A 16,158-nucleotide genomic window follows, 5' to 3' on the forward strand; every position below is an offset into this window, starting at 1 on the left:
AGAGCCGGAGTCACGGGGCCATAGATGAAATGATTGACAACGGACATATAACGGTGCATCCCATCGATCAGGTACCTTTCCCGATTTTTACGGGGATGCCGTACGTCACGCATGGATATCCCAACTATCTGTCAAGAAGTTCTGTCGGAAACGCGAGAAACTTTCATGGGTATTGAGGGGCCGTTCTGGCGGGCGATCGCGGTCTTCCGCGTCGCCTCCCTCGCCTACGCGGCGGCGCTGATGGTCCAGCACGACGGCTACGCCGAACCCGCGCTCGGCTGGACCGTCATCGGGCTCATGGCCCTGTGGACCGCGGCCTCCATCTACGCCTACTCCGTCGAAACCCTGCGCCGCTGGCCGCTGCTCGCGATCGACATGCTCGTCACCCTCGCCTGCCTCCTGGCCACCCCCGACGTCCAAGGCGACCAGCAGGCCGGACCCGGCACCATGCCCGTCCCCGCCACCTGGGTCGCCGGACCCGTCCTGGCCTGGGCCGTGTACGGCGGACGCCGCCTCGGAGCCGTCGCCGCCGCCATCGTCGGAGCGATCGACATCTGGCTGCGCTGGCAGGTGCCCGGCGTGCCCATCCTGCTCAACGGGACCGTGCTGCTCTTCCTGTCAGGCGTGGTCGTCGGACACGTCGCCCGCCTCGCCAAACAGGCCGAGGAACGCATGCAGCGCGCCGCCGAGATGGAAGCCGCCCAGCGCGAACGCGACCGGCTCGCCCGCGGCATCCACGACTCCGTGCTGCAGGTGCTCGCCCTCGTCCAGCGGCGCGGCCAGGAACTCGGCGGCGAGGCGGCCGAGCTCGGACGGCTCGCTGGCGAGCAGGAGCTCGCGCTCAGACAGCTCATCGCCACCCGGCCGCAGTCCATGGACGAAGGCTCGACCGACCTGCGCGCGCTGCTGCTGCCGTACGCCACCGCGAGGGTCACCGTCTCCACGCCGGCCACCCCGCTCGACCTGCCCGCCCGCGTCGCCGCCGAGACCGCCGCCGCCGTGGGGGCGGCGCTCGACAACGTCCGCGAACACTGCGGGGCCGACGCTCGCGCGTGGGTGCTGGCGGAGTCGGGAGAGGGAGTGGTGATCGTCAGCATCAGGGACGAGGGGCCCGGCATCCCGGACGGCCGCCTCGCCGAGGCGGCGGCGCAGGGGCGGCTGGGGGTGGCCCAGTCGATCGTGGGACGGGTCGCGGACCTCGGGGGGACGGCGGAGGTGGTGTCGCGGGCGGGGGAGGGGACGGAGATCGAGATCACGGTGCCCGCCTGAACGCGCCACCAGTTCCGGCCTCGCTCCCCGCCTCGCTCCCCGCCTCGCTCCCCGCCTCGCTCCCCGCCTCGCTCCCCGCCTCGCTCCCCGCCTCGCTCCCCGCCTCGCTCCCCGCCCCGGGTCCTGCCGCTCCGCTCCGTCCTGCCCCCGGGGTCCTGCTGCCCCTTGGTTCGCCCCCACTCACGGGCCCCCCTCCCTGGCCCCGCATCCCCTGGGTGCGAAGCTCCTGCTCCCCGGCATGCTGAAGTACGCTGCCGACATGGTGCGGGTCATGGTGGTCGACGATCACCCGATGTGGCGCGACGGGGTGGCCAGAGACCTGGCCGAGGCGGGCTACGAGGTCGTCGCCGCCGTGGGCGAGGGGCGGCAGGCGGTGCGGGTGGCGCAAGCCGTACGGCCCGACGTCGTCGTCCTCGACCTGCAGCTGCCCGACCTGTCAGGAGCCGAGGTGGCGCGCGGCCTGGCGACGCTGGAGTCGCCCCCGCGGGTGCTGGTGCTGTCGGCGAGCGCCGAGCAGGAAGACGTGCTCGAAGCGGTCAAGGCCGGAGCGTCGGGATATCTGGTGAAGTCGGCCCAGCGCGAGGAGTTCCTCGACGCGGTGCGCAGGACCGCCGACGGCGACGCCGTGTTCACGCCGGGGCTGGCCGGGCTGGTGCTGGGGGAGTACCGGCGGCTGGCCGCACAGCCCACGCCCGCCGAGGGGCCGCGCCTGACCGACCGCGAGACCGAGGTGCTGCGCCTGGTCGCCAAGGGCCTGTCGTACAAGCAGATCGCCGACCGCCTCGTGCTCTCCCACCGGACCGTGCAGAACCACGTCCAGAACACCCTCAACAAGCTCCAACTGCACAACCGGGTCGAGCTGGTCAGATATGCGATCGAGCAAGGTCTCGACGAGGACTAGACTGGAGGGCTGTCTCCCACGGAAAGGTCCCTGCCATGACGATGTCCGCCCTCGGTGAGCCATGCGTTCTGCTCAAGCTGGGCGAACTCGTACTGAAAGGCAAGAACCGCGAGTTGTTCGAGCGGCGGCTGGTCGCCAACATCCGCGCCGCGCTCAAGGAGTTCGAGCTCAAGGTCGACGTGCGCGCCCGCCACGGCGTGATCGCGATCTTCCTGCCTGAGGGGACCACGGTCGAGCAGGCCGACGCCGTCGCGCAGCGCGTCACCGACGTGCCCGGCACCATCTGGATCCACCGCGCCTGGCGCGTCGCCAAGGACCCCGACTCCGTCGTGAAGGCCGCCGTCGAGCTGGTGCGCGACCGCCCCGAGACCGCCCGCGGCGCCTCCTTCCGCGTGCGGTCGCGCCGCCGCGACAAGCGCTTCCCGCTCACCTCCGCCGAGCTCGACCGCATGGTCGGCGGCACCATCAACGACGAGTTCGGGCTGCCGGTCGACCTGAAGAACGCCGAGCTCAGCGTCTACGTCGAGGTCGACCGCGACGAGGTCTTCGTCTTCACCGACGGCCTGCCGGGACAGGGCGGCCTGCCCGTCGGCATCAGCGGCCGCGCCCTGGTCCTCATGTCCGGCGGCATCGACTCTCCCGTCGCCGCCTACCGCATGATGCGCCGCGGCCTCCACGTCGACTTCCTGCACTTCTCCGGCATCCCGTTCACCACGAGCGAGTCGATCTACAAGGCCTACGCCCTGGTGCGCAAGCTCGACCGCTTCCAGGGCCGCTCGCGGCTGTGGGTGGTGCCCTTCGGCAAGGCCCAGCAGTCGATCCGCACCTCCGGCCAGGACCGCCTGGCGGTGATCGCCCAGCGGCGGCTCATGCTGAAGACCGCCGAGGAGGTGGCTCACCGCATCAGGGCCGAGGCCCTCATCACCGGCGACGCCCTCGGACAGGTCTCCTCCCAGACGCTGGCCAACATCACCGCCCAGGACAACGCCGTCGAACTGCCGATCCTGCGGCCGCTCGTCGGATGGGACAAGACGGAGATCATGGCCGAAGCGCGGCGCATCGGGACACTGGAGATCTCGGAGCTGCCCGACGAGGACTGCTGCTCGCTGCTGGCCCCCAAGCGGGCCGAGACCCGGGCGAAGATCGAGGATCTGAAGCAGATCGAGAAGCGGCTCGACGCCGAGGAGCTGTGCGTGCAGCTGGCGGACTCGATCCAGGAGTACACCCTCTGAGCCGACGCGACGGCTCGGTCTTCGCGGGTCGGGCGCCTTCGGCGCTGGCCGGGCTCAGGCTGTGTCCAGTGGGGGTGGTCCTGCGGCCCACCCCCACGCCCCCGAGGTCGATGGCCCGGGGGCCATCGACACCCCGCGCGGGGTGCTCGTTGGGAAGAGCTTGTGGGCCTGGGAGCTGAGAGGTACCGGTAGGCGGCCCATGAAGCGGAGTCGAGGCATGCTGGTGGGCGGCATAAACGGGGCCTGCTGCATCTCTTGACGCAGCAGGCGCGCAGACCCTGGCCTGTGGCGCTATGTAGAGGGCGTGAGCTGTCCCTGATGAGGGCATCGAGGTGCGAGGTAGCACGTCCGGGGTATGGGCCGGGCGGGTTGAGTCCGGCCGGGCAGCGCCTGCGGCTGTGAGAGCGCGGCCTGGCCGAGGCGGCCGTTGGCGAGATCACTGCCAAGTCATCAGCAGCTTCGTGTAGAAGGTCCGCACCAGAGCAGACTGGCTAGACTCCACCGTCCAGGCGCTCGCAACGACAAGGTGGCCGACTGGTGCCGGGCTGTGGTCACGATCGTCAGCCTGGCCCTGTGGCTCAACCACGAACGCAAGACGCGCCCTAACCGGTGCCCTCACGTTCCGCCAGCGTGCTCACCAGCTTCATGCCCTCGCTCGCGAACAAGGCCCCCGCCTGTTCCCCCACTTCACGCTTCTCCAGCAGCACCAACCGCGGCGCCCCGTCCGGTTCGCGGACGACCCGGACGGTGCGGACCTCGCTGGAGCCCACCTCCTGCAGCTCCGGGTGGATCGCCGTGGGCGACCAGTTGACCTTCCACGCGCCGTCGAACTCGATGATCTCGAACTCTCCCTGGTACGAGTAGGGCACGGGGCCGTCGAGGGTGACCGGGAAGGTGGCGAAGTACGTGGCTGCCTCGCCGACGTTGAGGTGTTGCTTGGCGCGCAGGCCGATCTCGCCGACCGTGATCCGGCGGATCTGGGCCTCCTTGGTGAAGGCCGTGTTGATCTGCTCGAAGGATCGGGGTGCGTCCACGACCTGGGCTCTCATGGCGCCCAGGTCGCCCTTCTCCCAGGCGGACAGGAAGGCGGTGGCGGTCTGTTCGGGGGAGCCGTGGGTGCGCGTGGCGAGGACGGCGGTGGCGCCGAGGGCGATGATGACGCCCGCGGCCAGGGCGGCGGCGAGGCGGGGAGGGGAAGCTGCCATGTGCCGACAGAGTCTAGATGACGGCGAGGAAGGCGAGCGTGCGCTGGGTGAGCAGCGCGGCGGCCTCCGGGTCGTAGGTGGGCAGGCTGCTGTCGGAGAACAGGTGCCGGTCGCCGGGGTAGAGGAACAGCTCCCCGCGCTTGGCCGAGGCGACGAGGTCGCGGGCGGCGTCGAGGTCGCCCTCGCCGGCGAAGCTGGGGTCGGCGTCCATGCCGTGGATCTGGACCGGCAGGTCGTCGGGCCAGGAGGTGCCGAACTCGGAGGGGGGCACGCAGGCCTCGAAGAACAGCGCGCCGAGCGCCCCCGGCCTGGTCTGGGCGAGCTTCTGGGCGGGCATGACGCCGAGTGAGAAGCCCGCGTACACAAGTTCGGCGGGCAGCGGGTCGGCGGCGCGGGTGCCGCGCTCCAGGAGGGTGGCGAAGCCGACCTCGCGGGCGTGGGACAGGCCGTCGTCCAGGGTGGCGAAGGTGCGGCCGTCGAAGAGGTCGGGTGTGTGCACGGTGTGCCCGGCGCGGCGTACCTGCTCGGCGAAGTCGTGGAAGCCGGCCGTCTGGCCCTGGACGTGGTGGAAAAGCAGAACCTCGGTCATGAGGAGCACCTTTCATCCCGGAATTGCGGAACGTATGGGAAATGTCGAACGATCGATGAGGCTAGACTAATCGGACCATGTCGAGCAATCCACCTGTTCCGGATTACGACCTGGCCGAAGTGATCGAGTTGACCACTCCGGCGCAGGTCAGAGCCATCGGCGATCCGTTGCGGACCACGATCCTCGGCCTCCTGCACGAGCGGGCCGCGACCGTGACGGAGCTGGCCGCCGCGGTCAGGCGGCCCAAGGGCACGGTCGCGCACCACGTCAACGTCCTGACCGAGGCGGGGCTGCTGCGCGTGGTGCGGACCCGGCGGGTGCGCGCGCTGGAGGAGCGTTACTACGGCCGTACGGCGCGCATGTTCTACGTCGGCGTCGGCGAGTCCCCCGAGGGGGGAGCGATGCCGCTCGACTTCAACGACTTCGAGGTGGCGGCGAAGGAGTCGGCGGCGGCGTTCCAGGCTCACCGGCTGTGGGCGTTCATCCGGCACGCCCGGATCCCGGAGGAGCACGCCACGGCGTTCTGGCACCGGATCAAGGAGCTGGTGCAGGAGTTCGACCACCTGCCGCGCTCCGGCGAGACGACCTACGGGTTCGCCGTGGGGCTGTACCCCGTTGCCGACTATCCGGCGCTGCCGGAGCAGGACGACGGCTCTTGATCTCGAGTGTGAGCTTGTACATGGTGCGTCCGCCGGGCCTGTGAAACCTTCGTCGGTGTGAGACGGTCACGCGTTCTGATCGCGACCCTCGCACCGCTGGCCACGGGTGGGCTGGCGTGGTGGGCGTGCGTCGCCGGGGGCATGGATCTCGACACCACCGGGATCGTGGTGGGGCTCGTGGTGCTCCTGCCCGCGACCCCGCTGGCGATCTGGGCGGGAGCGGGGGAGCCCAGGAGGGCTGCTGCGCGGGAAACGGTGAAGCCGGCGGACGGCATCGCCGCGATCGGGGAGGTGCCGTGCCGGCCCAGGGCCTTCCAGCCGCGGCCCGACCTGCGCGACCGGATGGAGGACATCCTCGCCTCCGGCCGCCCCTGCTGCCTCATCGGCGGCGAGGGGGTGGGCAAGACCCAGCTGGCCGCCGCCTACGCCAGGGCCTGTCTCGACGACGGAGTCCCCGTCGCGTGGCTGGCCGCGGAGTCGCTCACGGTGGCGCTCGCGCAGATGGCGGGCGAGCTCGGCCTGCTGCGCGAGGGCGACGGACCGGAGGAGGTGCGCCGCAAGGTGAGGAGCTGGCTGGCCGGGCGGCGCGAGCCGTACGTGCTGGTCATGGACAGCGCGGCCGACCCGGACGAGGTCGCGGCGCTGCTGCCCGCCACCGGCGGGACCCGGGTGCTGATCACCACGAACACGCACGCGTTCGAACGGGTCGCCGAGCCGGTCGTCGTCGACCGGTTCACGGCCGGGGAGGCGCTGGCCTATCTGAGGGAGCGGGTCGGGCCGGGCGACGTGGCCGCCGCTCGGGCGCTGGTACGGGAGCTGGACCGGCTGCCGCTGGCGCTGGCCGTCGCGGCGGCGTGCATGGTGGGCCCGCCGAGGCTGCCCTACGCCGCCTACATCGCGCGGCTGCGCGCCGTGCCGGTGGACCGGCTGCTGGAACGCCCCTCGGGCGAGCCGTACCCGAGGGGGGTGGCGCAGGCGATCCTGCTGTCGCTGCGCGCGGTGGGCCGCGACTCGCGGGAGCTGCTGGCGCAGTTGTCGGTGATGGCGCCCGCCGGGGTGGGGACGGAGTTCCTGCGCGGCGAGCGGCTGACGGAGCTGGCCGGGCAGTCACTGGTCAGCTTCAGCCGTGACGGCTCGGCGGTGGTGCACCGGCTGGTGCAGCGCGTCGTCAGGGAGAGCGAGGGCTCGCTCGCCGCGACGGTGGAGCGCGCGGCACGGCGGCTGCTCGGGATCAGGGGGGTGGCCGACGAGGACACCTGGCGGCGCCTGCCGTACATCAACGCGGTCGACGGGCACGCGGCGGCGCTCTGGCAGCACGCGGGCGGCGACGGGGGCACGGCGGCGGAGCTGGTCCTGGAGGTACGGCAGGCGGTCGCGCAACATCTCCTCTACCTCAACGACGGCCTGAGGGCGGCGCCGATCCTGCGGGAGGTGGCCGAGGGCTGGGCGCGGCTGCACGGCCAGGACGATCCCCGCGTCCTGGAGGCGCGGGACCGCCTGGCGACGGCGCACGAGTTCGCCGGCCGCTTCGACGAGGCGGTCGAGCGGTTCGGCCAGGTGGTCGCCGATCGGGAGCGGGTCCTGGGCCCGGACGATCCGGCGACGCTGATCACCCGGCTCAGGCTGGCAGCGGCGCACGAGGCGGCGGGTGACTGGGACGAGGCGCGGCGGGAGTACGGGCGTGTGGCCGAGCGGATGGAGGCGGTGCTGGGCGCGCAGCAGCCGATGACGGCGGCGGCGTGGGAGGGGCTGGCGAGGGTCTCGGCCGGATGAGCGCTCAGGCGGTGCCCGTGGCGGTGCCTTCCTCGGGCGCGTGCAGGTCGGCCAGGTTCACGATCTCCTCCAGCTCGTGCAGCTGGTAGTAGCCCGGCACCCCCAGGGCCATCCCGCGCCGGGTGATCCGGTACCAGACCTCTCCCGGCTGGGCCCCCGGCTCGCGGATCTGGGCCATGAGCAGGTGGAGGCTGCCTGCCTTCAGCTGGACGGGCTCGACGCGGAGCCCGTCCGGACCCTCGAGGTATGGAGACACGCCTCCAGATGTATCACGCGTCCACTTTGAACGGATCGTGCTGGGCGAGCAGTTTGTCGAGGCGGGCCTGGTCGACGCGGGTGGAGACCGTCGACAGCTCCTGGCGGTCGCGCACGACCTTGGCGAGCATGAAGGTGGAGGTGACCAGGTAGAGCATGCCCACGGCGAGGAAGCCGCGGACCCAGGCGTCGGCGGGCAGGTAGGCGATGCCGAGGGCGACGGCGACGAGGGCGAGGCCGAAGGAGATCACGGCCTGCAGATAGAACGCGGTGGTGCTGGTGGGCTGGATCGGCTTGGTCGTCGAAGTCATGGTCACATGCTGATACAGCGCGATATAGCGGCACATGAGGAGAAGTACTCAAGTTACCGGTGAGTACAACGGCAGCCCGCTGCAACCGCCCCGAACCCCCGGTGGCAGTATGGCCAGGGTGAGTGAGGCCAAGAGCGAAGAGTCGCGCCTGCCCCCGGGCCAGTACGTTCCTCGTGGGAGGCCCGTCATTCACTACGGAAGGGTGCCGGAGTTCAAGCCCGACAAGTGGGACTTCCGCGTCTTCGGCGCCACCGCCGACGGCCGGGAGCACGTCTTCACCTGGCCCGACTTCGATCAGCTTCCCAAGAGTGCGACCCTGGCCGACTTCCACTGCGTCACCCGCTTCTCGATCATGGGCAACGAGTGGGGCGGGGTGGACCCCGCCGTGCTGCTGAAGATCGCGCCACCCGATCCCGGCGTGAAGCACGTCATGATCTGGGCGGAGTACGGCTACAGCGCCAACATCCGCATGAGCGACCTGATGGCCGACGGCACCCTGCTCGTCACCGAGCTCGACGGCAAGCCCCTGTCGGCCGACCGCGGCTTCCCGCTGCGCATCGTGGTCCCGCACCTGTACGCCTGGAAGAGCGTCAAATGGGTGCGCGGCATCGAATACCTCCTGGAGGACCGGCGCGGTTTCTGGGAGGAGCGCGGCTACCACAACGTGGCCGACCCCTGGCGGGAGCAGCGTTACTCCTATCAGGAGGAACCAGGCGAGGGCCCACCTTAAGTATTCGTCCCGCTACAGAGGGCAAACGCCGCTACGGTTACCCGCATGTCGACCCCGGCCTGGATGGCCCTCGTCGCGATCGCGTTCGGGTGCGGCCTCCTGCTCTCGCGCCGCCGCCCCCACCTGCCGTCCGGCAACTGGAAGGACGAGGCCACCTTCACCACGCTGCACATCGCCGCGCTGGCCGGCCCGTCGCTGCGTGGCGGCCTCACCCGCGACTCGGCCCGCAAGGCCGTACGGCACCTGCGCCGCCTGCTGGGCACCGAGGCCGTCGCGCTGACCTCCACCGAGGCGGCGCTCGCCTCCGACGGCCCGTGCGGCGGCGACGTCCTGGAGCAGGTGCGCCAGGCGCTCTCCTCGGGCCGCCCCCAGGTGACGGGAGCCTCCGTGGCCGTGCCGCTGGCCGTGGCGGGCCGCACGGTGGGCGCCCTGGCCGCTTACGACGCCGAGGTCAACGGGGCGCTCGTGCGCACGGTCACCGAGGTCGCGCGATGGATCGGCGGGCAGCTGGAGCTGGCCGAGCTCGACTCGGCCCGCCGGGAGGCGCTGGCCGAACTCGACTCCTCCAGGCGGCGGGCCGTCGAGGCGGAGATGCGCGCGCTGCGCGCCGAGATCTCCCCGCACTTCATCTACAATGCCCTGACCACGATCGCCTCCTTCGTGCGCACCGACCCGGTGCGCGCCCGCGACCTGCTGCTCGACTTCGCCGACTTCGCCCGCTACGCCCTGCGCCGCACCCGCGACTTCACCACCCTGGCCGACGAGCTGACCTGCGTCGACCGCTACCTGCTGCTCGAACGTGCCCGCTTCGGCGACCGGCTGCGCTTCACCGTCCAGGTCCCGCCCGAGGTGCTGCCGGTGCCCGTGCCGTTCCTGTGCCTGCAGCCGCTGGTCGAGAACGCCATCAAGCACGGCATGGGAGGCGAGGTCCGGGTGGTGGTGCGCGACGCCGGGCCCGAGGTGGGCATCAGCGTCGAGGACGACGGGGTCGGCATGGACCCCGAACGTGCCCGCGACCTGCTCGACGGCGACACGCGCCGCGAGGGCGGAATCGGCCTGGCCAACGTCGACGTGCGGCTGCGCCAGATCTACGGCGAGGACTACGGGCTCGTCCTGGAGACCGCACCGGGCGCGGGGACCAAGGTGCTCCTGCGCATCCCCAAGACCTCTACCTAGCTCTTTGTAGTCAAACTTTTACCCAACGTAGGCGAGTCGCTTGTGGTGGGCGCGCTCTTGCGGCAGGTTGGTCGGCATGCTGCGCGTGCTCGCCGTTGATGACGAGGTGCCGGCCCTGGAGGAACTCGCCTACCTCCTGCGCCGCGATTCACGGGTGGAGCACGTCGTGACCGCCTCCGACGGGGTGAGCGCGCTGCAGGACATGGTGGCGATGATCGGCGCGGGGGAGCGGATCGACGGGGTCTTCCTCGACATCCGCATGCCAGGCCTCGACGGCCTCGACCTGGCCAGGATGATCGGCGGATTCCCCGATCCGCCCCGGCTGGTCTTCGTCACCGCCCACGACGACAGCGCGGTGCAGGCCTTCGAGCTGCGCGCGGTCGACTACCTCCTCAAGCCGGTGCGCGCCGAGCGGCTGGCCGAGGCGGTCCGCAGGCTCGAGGCGGTCACGGCGCCGGTGTCCGACACGGGCCCCGACGACGTGATCCCGGTGGAGCTGGGCGGGCGCATCCGCTTCGTGCCGCAGCAGGCGGTCTGGTTCGCCGAGGCCAAGGGCGACTACGTGCGCCTGCACACCGGCGACGGCAGCTACCTGGTGCGCATGTCGCTGGCCGCGCTGGAGCGGCGCTGGGCGAGCGCGGGCTTCATCCGCGTGCACCGCAGCACCCTGGTGTCGGCGCGGCACGTCACCGAGCTGCGTTTCGAGCAGGGACGGGTGCTGCTGATCGTGGGCACAGAGACGTTGCCGGTCAGCCGCCGTCACACGCGCCAGGTGCGCGAGCAGCTGGTCCACCAGTACAGGGCGGGGCTGGTGTCGTGAAGCGCGTGACCGTCGAGCGGCGTCCGGCCCCCGTCGGCCGCGTCGTGCTCGACCGCACCGCCGGCCTCCACCCGCCCGGCCACGATCCGCGGAGCGTTGCCCGCGTCAAGTCCGCCCAGCTGCGCCAGGCCCTGGCCACCGTCTCCGCGGTCCTCGGGATCCTGGTCGGCCTGCCGCTGCTGGTCGCCTCGCTCGACGGCCCCACCGGCTGGGCGGTGCTCACGCTGGCCGTGCAGCCGCTGTGGGTGGCCATCGCGATGTGGCAGCTGCACCGCGCCGAGCGACTGGAACGCTGATGCTCGCCGCGGTGCTGGCCGGCGTCGCCGCGGTGCTGGTCCTGTCGGTCGTGGTCGGGGTGGTACGGCCCCGCCGCTACACCACGGTGGAGCAGTTCTACCTGGCCGCCCGCGCGGTGCCGCCCTGGAGCAACGGCGCGGCGATCAGCTCCGAATACACCTCGGCCGCCGCCTGCCTGGGCCTGGCCGGGCTGATCGCCACCCACGGCTCCCAGATGCTCTGGTATCCGGTCGGCGCCGCCGCCGGCTTCGTGGTCCTGCTCGCCCTGGTGGTGGCGCCGCTGCGCCGGTCCGGCACCTACACGCTCTCCGACTTCGCCCAGTGGCGTTTCGGCTCCTCCGGCCTGCGGCGCCTGACCACCTGCACGGTGCTGGCGATCGGGCTGGTCTACCTGGTCGCCCAGTTCCACGCCGCGGGCGTGGTGCTGCGCCTGCTGACCGGGCTGCCCGCGTGGTGCGGCTGGCTGGCCGTGGCGGTGCCCGCGGTCGGGATCGCGCTGGCCGGGGGCATGCGGAGCGTCACCCGGGTGCAGGCGACGCAGTTCTGGCTCAAGCTCGTCGTCTTCACCGGCTGCGCCCTGGTGCTGTGGTGCACCTGGCGCTGCCTGGCGGCGCCGGAGCCGCTGCGGATCCCCGGCTTCGCCGGGCCGTACGAAAGGGCGGGCACCCTGGCCGGGGCGGGCGACCCGTCGTTGCCCGGCATCCTGACCGTGCTGCTGGCCAGCGCGCTGGGCACGATGGGCCTGCCGCACATCGTGGTGCGCGTCTACGCCAACCCCGACGGGCGCAGCGCCCGGCGTTCGATCGTCGTCGCGCAGGTGTTGCTGGGCGTCTTCTTCCTGATCCCGCCGCTGTACGGCATCCTCGGGCGGGTGCACGTGCCCGGCGCGCACTCCGACGAGGTCGTGCTGCTGCTGCCGTCCACGATGATGCCGGGCGCGGTGGGCGACGTGCTGACCGGCCTGCTGGCCGCCGGGGCCTTCGCCGCCTTCCTGGCCACCTCCTGCGGGGTGCTGGTGGCGGTGGGCGGCGCGGTCTCCTCCTGCGTCAGCCGGGTCTCGGTCACCTCCTTCCGCGTGGCCGTCGCGGTGGTCGCCGCGGCCGGCCTGGGAGCGGCGGCGCTCACGAGCCCCGGCAGCTCGGTCATGCTCGTCCTGGTGGGCTTCAGCCTCTCCGCGGCCACCTTCTGCCCCCTGCTGGTCCTGGGGATCTGGTGGCGGCGGCTGACGGCCGCCGGGGTGGTGGCCGGGCTCCTGACCGGGGGAGGCCTGACCGCGGTCCTGGTCTACGCCGACCTGGTGGGCTTGAAGGCAGGGCTCGCGGCGGCCTATCCGGCGGCGTTCACGGTGCCGTCGGCGTTCGTGGCGATGGTCGTGACGTCGCTGGTCACGCGGGGTCGGGTGCCGGGGAACGTGGACGCGCTCATGGCACGCATGCACTGGCCGGAAGACCGCTCGTCGCGCCAGGATGCCCGCTCGTCGTTCTGACACTCTCCGTATGTCGATGACTACAGACCGTTGGGCGAGCTGGGCCGAAACCAGGGTTCGCTTCCAAGATCGCGACCGTAGTGTCTACGCATCGGAAGCCACACCGCCGCAATGGGGGGGCACGGAGCCACTGGCTCAGGACAGGCCCCTTGCGTCGGATCCACGGCGGCCCTCGGGGCCGCCACGGTCGCCGGGCCCTCAACCGGGGGGTAGGGCCCGGCGACCGAGCCGTGGGGGGATGTCCGCCGGGCCGCGGAAGCACCGCGATCCGGCCAAACGGGGGCGGCCGGATCGCGGGGCGGACATCCCTTCACAGGCACGGCCCAAGGGTTCGGGGAACGATGCCCGCCCCTCCCCGCGTCCTCGTCACGCGAGTGCTTCGTGGCCTGGGTTCACGCGTCGCGCAGGGACTTCAGCAACGCGATGTCGACGCGGTAGTCGTCGGCCTTGCCCGGCGTCTCGATGCAGAACGGGATGCCCGCCGCCACCGGGTGGGCGAACAGCTCCGCGAAGGCCCGCTCGCCGATGTGGCCCTGGCCGATCTTCTCGTGCCGGTCCTTCTTGGCGCCGCAGACGTCCTTGGAGTCATTGGCGTGGATCAGCTTCAGCCGGCCCGGCGCGATCTTGTGCAACGCGTCGAGCGTCTCGGTCACCCCGCCCTCGGCGGCGAGGTCGTGGCCGGCGGCGAAGGCGTGGCAGGTGTCGAAGCAGACGCCCGCCTTCGGGTGCCAGTCGAGCGCCGCCAGGTAGGGCTCGAGATCCTGCACGGTCGCGCAGAGCATCGCCCCCTGCCCGGCCATCGGCTCCAGCAGCAGGTCGGGGCCGCCGTCGGGGATCTCCTCCAGCAGGGGGAGCAGATGCTCGTGGAGCTGGCGCATGGCGTCGTCGCGCGGCTGCGAGACGGCGCTGCCGGTGTGCACCACCACGCCCTTGGCACCGGTCTCGACGCCGCGCTGGAGCGTGTAGCGGGTCAGCGCGATGGAGTTGGCCAGCGTCTCGGGATTGGGCGAGCCGAAGTTGACCAGGTAGGGGAGGTGGATGTAGCTCTCCACTCCCGACTCGGCGAGCTTGGTGTCCTCGTCGGGCTTCCCCTCGGTCAGCGCCCAGGCGCGGGGATTGGTGACGAACACCTGCATCATCTCGGCGCCGATGTCGGCCATGTACTTCAGGCCGCCCGTCGCCAGGCCGCCGGCGACGGACACGTGCCCGCCGATCAGTGATTTGTGAGAGCTCATGATGGCGCCAATTCTAGGAGATGCCCTGGAGCTCCTTGAGATATTCCGCCAGCGGCCGCAGCCCCGCCTCGGCGCGGCGCTTGTCGACCTCGGATTCGTTCTCGATGCCGATCTGCGGCTTCCACTTGCCTTGGGCGTCGGTCTCCCACTGCGTGCCGTACACCTGGGGCTTGTTGTCCTTCACCCTGACCCGGTCGGTGAGGTAGGCCAGGTCGCCCTTGGAGGCGTCGCCGGCCTCCACGGCCTTGCGCAGCAGGTCGAGGCCGCGCCGCTGGAAGCCGGGGTCGAGGTCGGCGTGCTGGACGAGCGCCCAGGCGGCCGTGGAGCCGTCCTTGCCCACCATCTTCCAGCCCGGCCAGCCGTACTGGTCGAGGACCTGCTTCATGCGGGCGGTGTTGGCCTTCTCGACGCGGTCGAACTGCTCGGGGGTGACCTCTGCCGTGCGGGTCAGCTGGTCCTCGTCGAGCATCTTCAGCAGCTCCGCCCGCAGGAGCGGGTTGCTCGGACGGCTGGTCGGCTCCTCGGCGGTGGAGCACGCCGACAGGGTGGCGAAAGCCAGGAAAGCGCATAAAAGTGCTCGCACGGACGCACCGTACCACGGAGCATCAGCCCAGGCGGAGGGCCAGGAAGAAGTCCACCCGGTCCTCCAGGCGCGACAGGTCGCGGCCGGTCAGGTCCTGGATGCGCTGGATGCGGTAGCGCAGCGTGTTGACGTGGACGTGCAGCAGCTCGGCGCATCTGGTCCAGGAGCCCGAGCACTGCAGGAAGGCCTCCAGCGTGCGCACCAGCTCGGCGCGGTGCACCTGGTCGTAGGAGCGCAGCGGGTCGAGCAGGCGTACGCGGAACATGTGGCGCACGTCGTCGGGGACGCTGGCCAGCAGCAGCACGTGGGTGGCCAGCTCGTCATGGCCGACCACCGCGTCGGGGCCCGACGCCGAGACCGGGCGGCCCTCGGCCATGCGCCGCGCGTAGCGGGCCTCCTCGACCGCGCCGCGCAGGCCCTCCACGGGGGCCACGCCGCTGACGCCGACGGTGAGCCTGGTGCCGCCCAGCCCGGGGGCCAGGGCGTGCACGGCCGCGCGGATGCGGGTGGTGAGCTCGGCGTCGGCGGCGGGGACGAGGGCGATCGCCTCGTCCTCGATGACGCCGATCACCGGATGCGCCGGATGTCTCGTGGGCGCCGCCGCTCCGCCGCCGAGGATCTCGCGCACGACGGAGCGCAGCTCGCCGGGACGCAGGCCGCCGTCGGAGCCGCCGCTGGCCTGGGCGGCGACGGCGACGAACCCCTCGGCGCCGGCCAGCCCCGTGACCTCGAGCCTGGGCAGGATGTCGCTGGGCTTGCCGTCGGTCAGCACGAGCCGCACCAGCTCCTGCGCGATGCGGCCCTCCGGGCTGAGCCGGTCGTCCTGCCGCACGCGCTCCAGCGCCGCCACCGCCGCCAGCTCGCCCGCCAGCGCCTGCCGCTCCTCCGGCCAGTCGTCGTAGGAACCTTCGAAGGCGACGAACCAGTCGGCCACCCGCGAGGTGGTCTGCTCGTCGACCGGGAAGATCGAGTAGCCGCCACGCACGCACGGCAGCCGCTTGGCGGTGAGGAAGACGCGGGCCAGCACGGCGGCGGCGTCCGCGGCCAGCTCGGCGTTGCCCGACACGACCCGCCCCGACGCCGTCAGCACGGCGCACCGCATGCCCAGGTCGCGGCCGATCATCTCCAGCACCGGGTCCAGCCCGGCGCCCGAGACGAGCTGCCGGTGCCGGTCGAGCACGGCCTTGACGTCGGAGGCCCGCTCGCCCGACAACCGCCGCACGATGTGCTCGGTGACCTCGGCGAACCCGAGCGCCTGCGGCACGTGGAAGAGCGGCACACGATGGCGCTCGCACGCCTCGACCAGGTCGGCGGGCAGCTCGCCGCTGGAGGCCTCGCACGCGCCCAGCGCCGAGACCCCGGCGCGGGCCAGGGCCGCCACGAAGGTCTCGCTGTCGGCCGGGCGGGTGCGCCAGACGAGCCCGGTCAGCACCAGCTCGCCACCGTTGAGGTAACGGCCGGGATCGAGCAGGTCGGTCGTCACCACCCAGCGGATGGGGCGGGCCAGCTCGTCGTGCCCGCTGAGCGCGGACAGGCCGAGCTCGGGCATCTCGAGCAGGGCTTGCAGTCGCATGTCTATTAGTAACGCACAGGTGAACGTGCAAAGAACTTGGAGCATGACACGAAAGGGCCAGGCC

Annotated in this window: 17 protein-coding genes; 10 read left to right on the top strand and 7 right to left on the bottom strand. The window is 71.7% G+C overall.

What is annotated here, in order from left to right:
* Positions 1–165 precede the first annotated feature (165 nt).
* The 3 genes from macS to thiI all read left to right on the top strand — a co-directional run bounded on the left by macS (position 166) and on the right by thiI (position 3,402).
* On the top strand, positions 166–1,269 hold the full coding sequence (gene macS, locus ACIBH1_RS08305; RefSeq protein ID WP_397312912.1) for a MacS family sensor histidine kinase: 1,104 nt from the start codon (positions 166–168) through the stop codon (positions 1,267–1,269).
* Between the two features lie 238 nt (positions 1,270–1,507).
* Entirely contained in the window at positions 1,508–2,170 is a 663-nt protein-coding gene (locus tag ACIBH1_RS08310) for a response regulator (RefSeq protein WP_397312913.1), read from the top strand.
* Between the two features lie 35 nt (positions 2,171–2,205).
* On the top strand, positions 2,206–3,402 hold the full coding sequence (gene thiI / locus ACIBH1_RS08315) for a tRNA uracil 4-sulfurtransferase ThiI (RefSeq protein WP_397312914.1): 1,197 nt from the start codon (positions 2,206–2,208) through the stop codon (positions 3,400–3,402).
* 602 nt (positions 3,403–4,004) lie between these two features.
* Here the strand turns inward: thiI and ACIBH1_RS08320 are convergent.
* A complete protein-coding gene (locus ACIBH1_RS08320) occupies positions 4,005–4,607 on the bottom strand; it encodes an NTF2-like N-terminal transpeptidase domain-containing protein (RefSeq protein ID WP_397312915.1) in 603 nt (200 codons plus the stop codon).
* Positions 4,608–4,620: 13 nt separating this feature from the next.
* Positions 4,621–5,196 (bottom strand): dienelactone hydrolase family protein, encoded by a 576-nt coding sequence (locus tag ACIBH1_RS08325; RefSeq protein ID WP_397312916.1) that lies wholly within the window; start codon positions 5,194–5,196, stop codon positions 4,621–4,623.
* 77 nt (positions 5,197–5,273) lie between these two features.
* On the opposite strand from ACIBH1_RS08325, the gene ACIBH1_RS08330 reads away from it, so the two are divergent.
* Both ACIBH1_RS08330 and ACIBH1_RS08335 read left to right on the top strand, forming a co-directional pair.
* On the top strand, positions 5,274–5,855 hold the full coding sequence (locus ACIBH1_RS08330) for an ArsR/SmtB family transcription factor (RefSeq protein WP_397312918.1): 582 nt from the start codon (positions 5,274–5,276) through the stop codon (positions 5,853–5,855).
* Positions 5,856–5,912: 57 nt separating this feature from the next.
* Positions 5,913–7,628: a tetratricopeptide repeat protein gene (locus ACIBH1_RS08335; RefSeq protein ID WP_397312920.1), complete on the top strand. Its 1,716-nt coding sequence runs from the start codon at positions 5,913–5,915 to the stop codon at positions 7,626–7,628.
* A 4-nt stretch (positions 7,629–7,632) separates the two neighbouring features.
* Here the strand turns inward: ACIBH1_RS08335 and ACIBH1_RS08340 are convergent, their stop codons facing one another.
* Complete coding sequence (locus ACIBH1_RS08340; protein ID WP_181608331.1) at positions 7,633–7,884, bottom strand: hypothetical protein; 252 nt, start codon at positions 7,882–7,884, stop codon at positions 7,633–7,635.
* 13 nt (positions 7,885–7,897) lie between these two features.
* Positions 7,898–8,194, bottom strand: a complete 297-nt coding sequence (locus ACIBH1_RS08345) for a YiaA/YiaB family inner membrane protein (protein WP_397312921.1) — start codon at positions 8,192–8,194, stop codon at positions 7,898–7,900.
* A 109-nt stretch (positions 8,195–8,303) separates the two neighbouring features.
* On the opposite strand from ACIBH1_RS08345, the gene ACIBH1_RS08350 reads away from it, so the two are divergent.
* The 5 genes from ACIBH1_RS08350 to ACIBH1_RS08370 all read left to right on the top strand — a co-directional run bounded on the left by ACIBH1_RS08350 (position 8,304) and on the right by ACIBH1_RS08370 (position 12,703).
* The gene (locus tag ACIBH1_RS08350) at positions 8,304–8,924 is read left to right on the top strand and encodes a molybdopterin-dependent oxidoreductase (RefSeq protein ID WP_397312922.1); all 621 of its coding nucleotides are present in this window, start codon (positions 8,304–8,306) and stop codon (positions 8,922–8,924) included.
* A gap of 45 nt (positions 8,925–8,969) precedes the next feature.
* Complete coding sequence (locus ACIBH1_RS08355) at positions 8,970–10,100, top strand: histidine kinase (protein WP_397312923.1); 1,131 nt, start codon at positions 8,970–8,972, stop codon at positions 10,098–10,100.
* Between the two features lie 76 nt (positions 10,101–10,176).
* Positions 10,177–10,920 (top strand): LytR/AlgR family response regulator transcription factor, encoded by a 744-nt coding sequence (locus ACIBH1_RS08360; RefSeq protein WP_397312924.1) that lies wholly within the window; start codon positions 10,177–10,179, stop codon positions 10,918–10,920.
* Complete coding sequence (locus ACIBH1_RS08365; protein ID WP_397312925.1) at positions 10,917–11,216, top strand: hypothetical protein; 300 nt, start codon at positions 10,917–10,919, stop codon at positions 11,214–11,216. Before ACIBH1_RS08360 ends, ACIBH1_RS08365 begins: the two co-directional genes overlap by 4 nt.
* Positions 11,216–12,703, top strand: coding sequence for a cation acetate symporter (locus ACIBH1_RS08370; protein WP_397312926.1), 1,488 nt, complete (start codon positions 11,216–11,218; stop codon positions 12,701–12,703). The genes ACIBH1_RS08365 and ACIBH1_RS08370 overlap by 1 nt, the downstream gene beginning before the upstream one ends.
* A 392-nt stretch (positions 12,704–13,095) precedes the next feature.
* On the opposite strand, the gene ACIBH1_RS08375 is transcribed toward ACIBH1_RS08370, so the two are convergent.
* The 3 genes from ACIBH1_RS08375 to ACIBH1_RS08385 are packed head-to-tail and all read right to left on the bottom strand — an operon-like array spanning position 13,096 to position 16,094.
* Entirely contained in the window at positions 13,096–13,938 is an 843-nt protein-coding gene (locus ACIBH1_RS08375) for a deoxyribonuclease IV (protein WP_397312927.1), read from the bottom strand.
* 13 nt (positions 13,939–13,951) lie between these two features.
* Complete coding sequence (locus ACIBH1_RS08380) at positions 13,952–14,521, bottom strand: DUF6624 domain-containing protein (protein ID WP_397312928.1); 570 nt, start codon at positions 14,519–14,521, stop codon at positions 13,952–13,954.
* 22 nt (positions 14,522–14,543) lie between these two features.
* Positions 14,544–16,094 (bottom strand): PucR family transcriptional regulator, encoded by a 1,551-nt coding sequence (locus ACIBH1_RS08385; RefSeq protein WP_397312929.1) that lies wholly within the window; start codon positions 16,092–16,094, stop codon positions 14,544–14,546.
* Between the last annotated feature and the right edge of the window lie 64 nt (positions 16,095–16,158).

The organism is Nonomuraea sp. NPDC050663 (assembly GCF_044456985.1).
Classification (GTDB): domain Bacteria; phylum Actinomycetota; class Actinomycetes; order Streptosporangiales; family Streptosporangiaceae; genus Nonomuraea.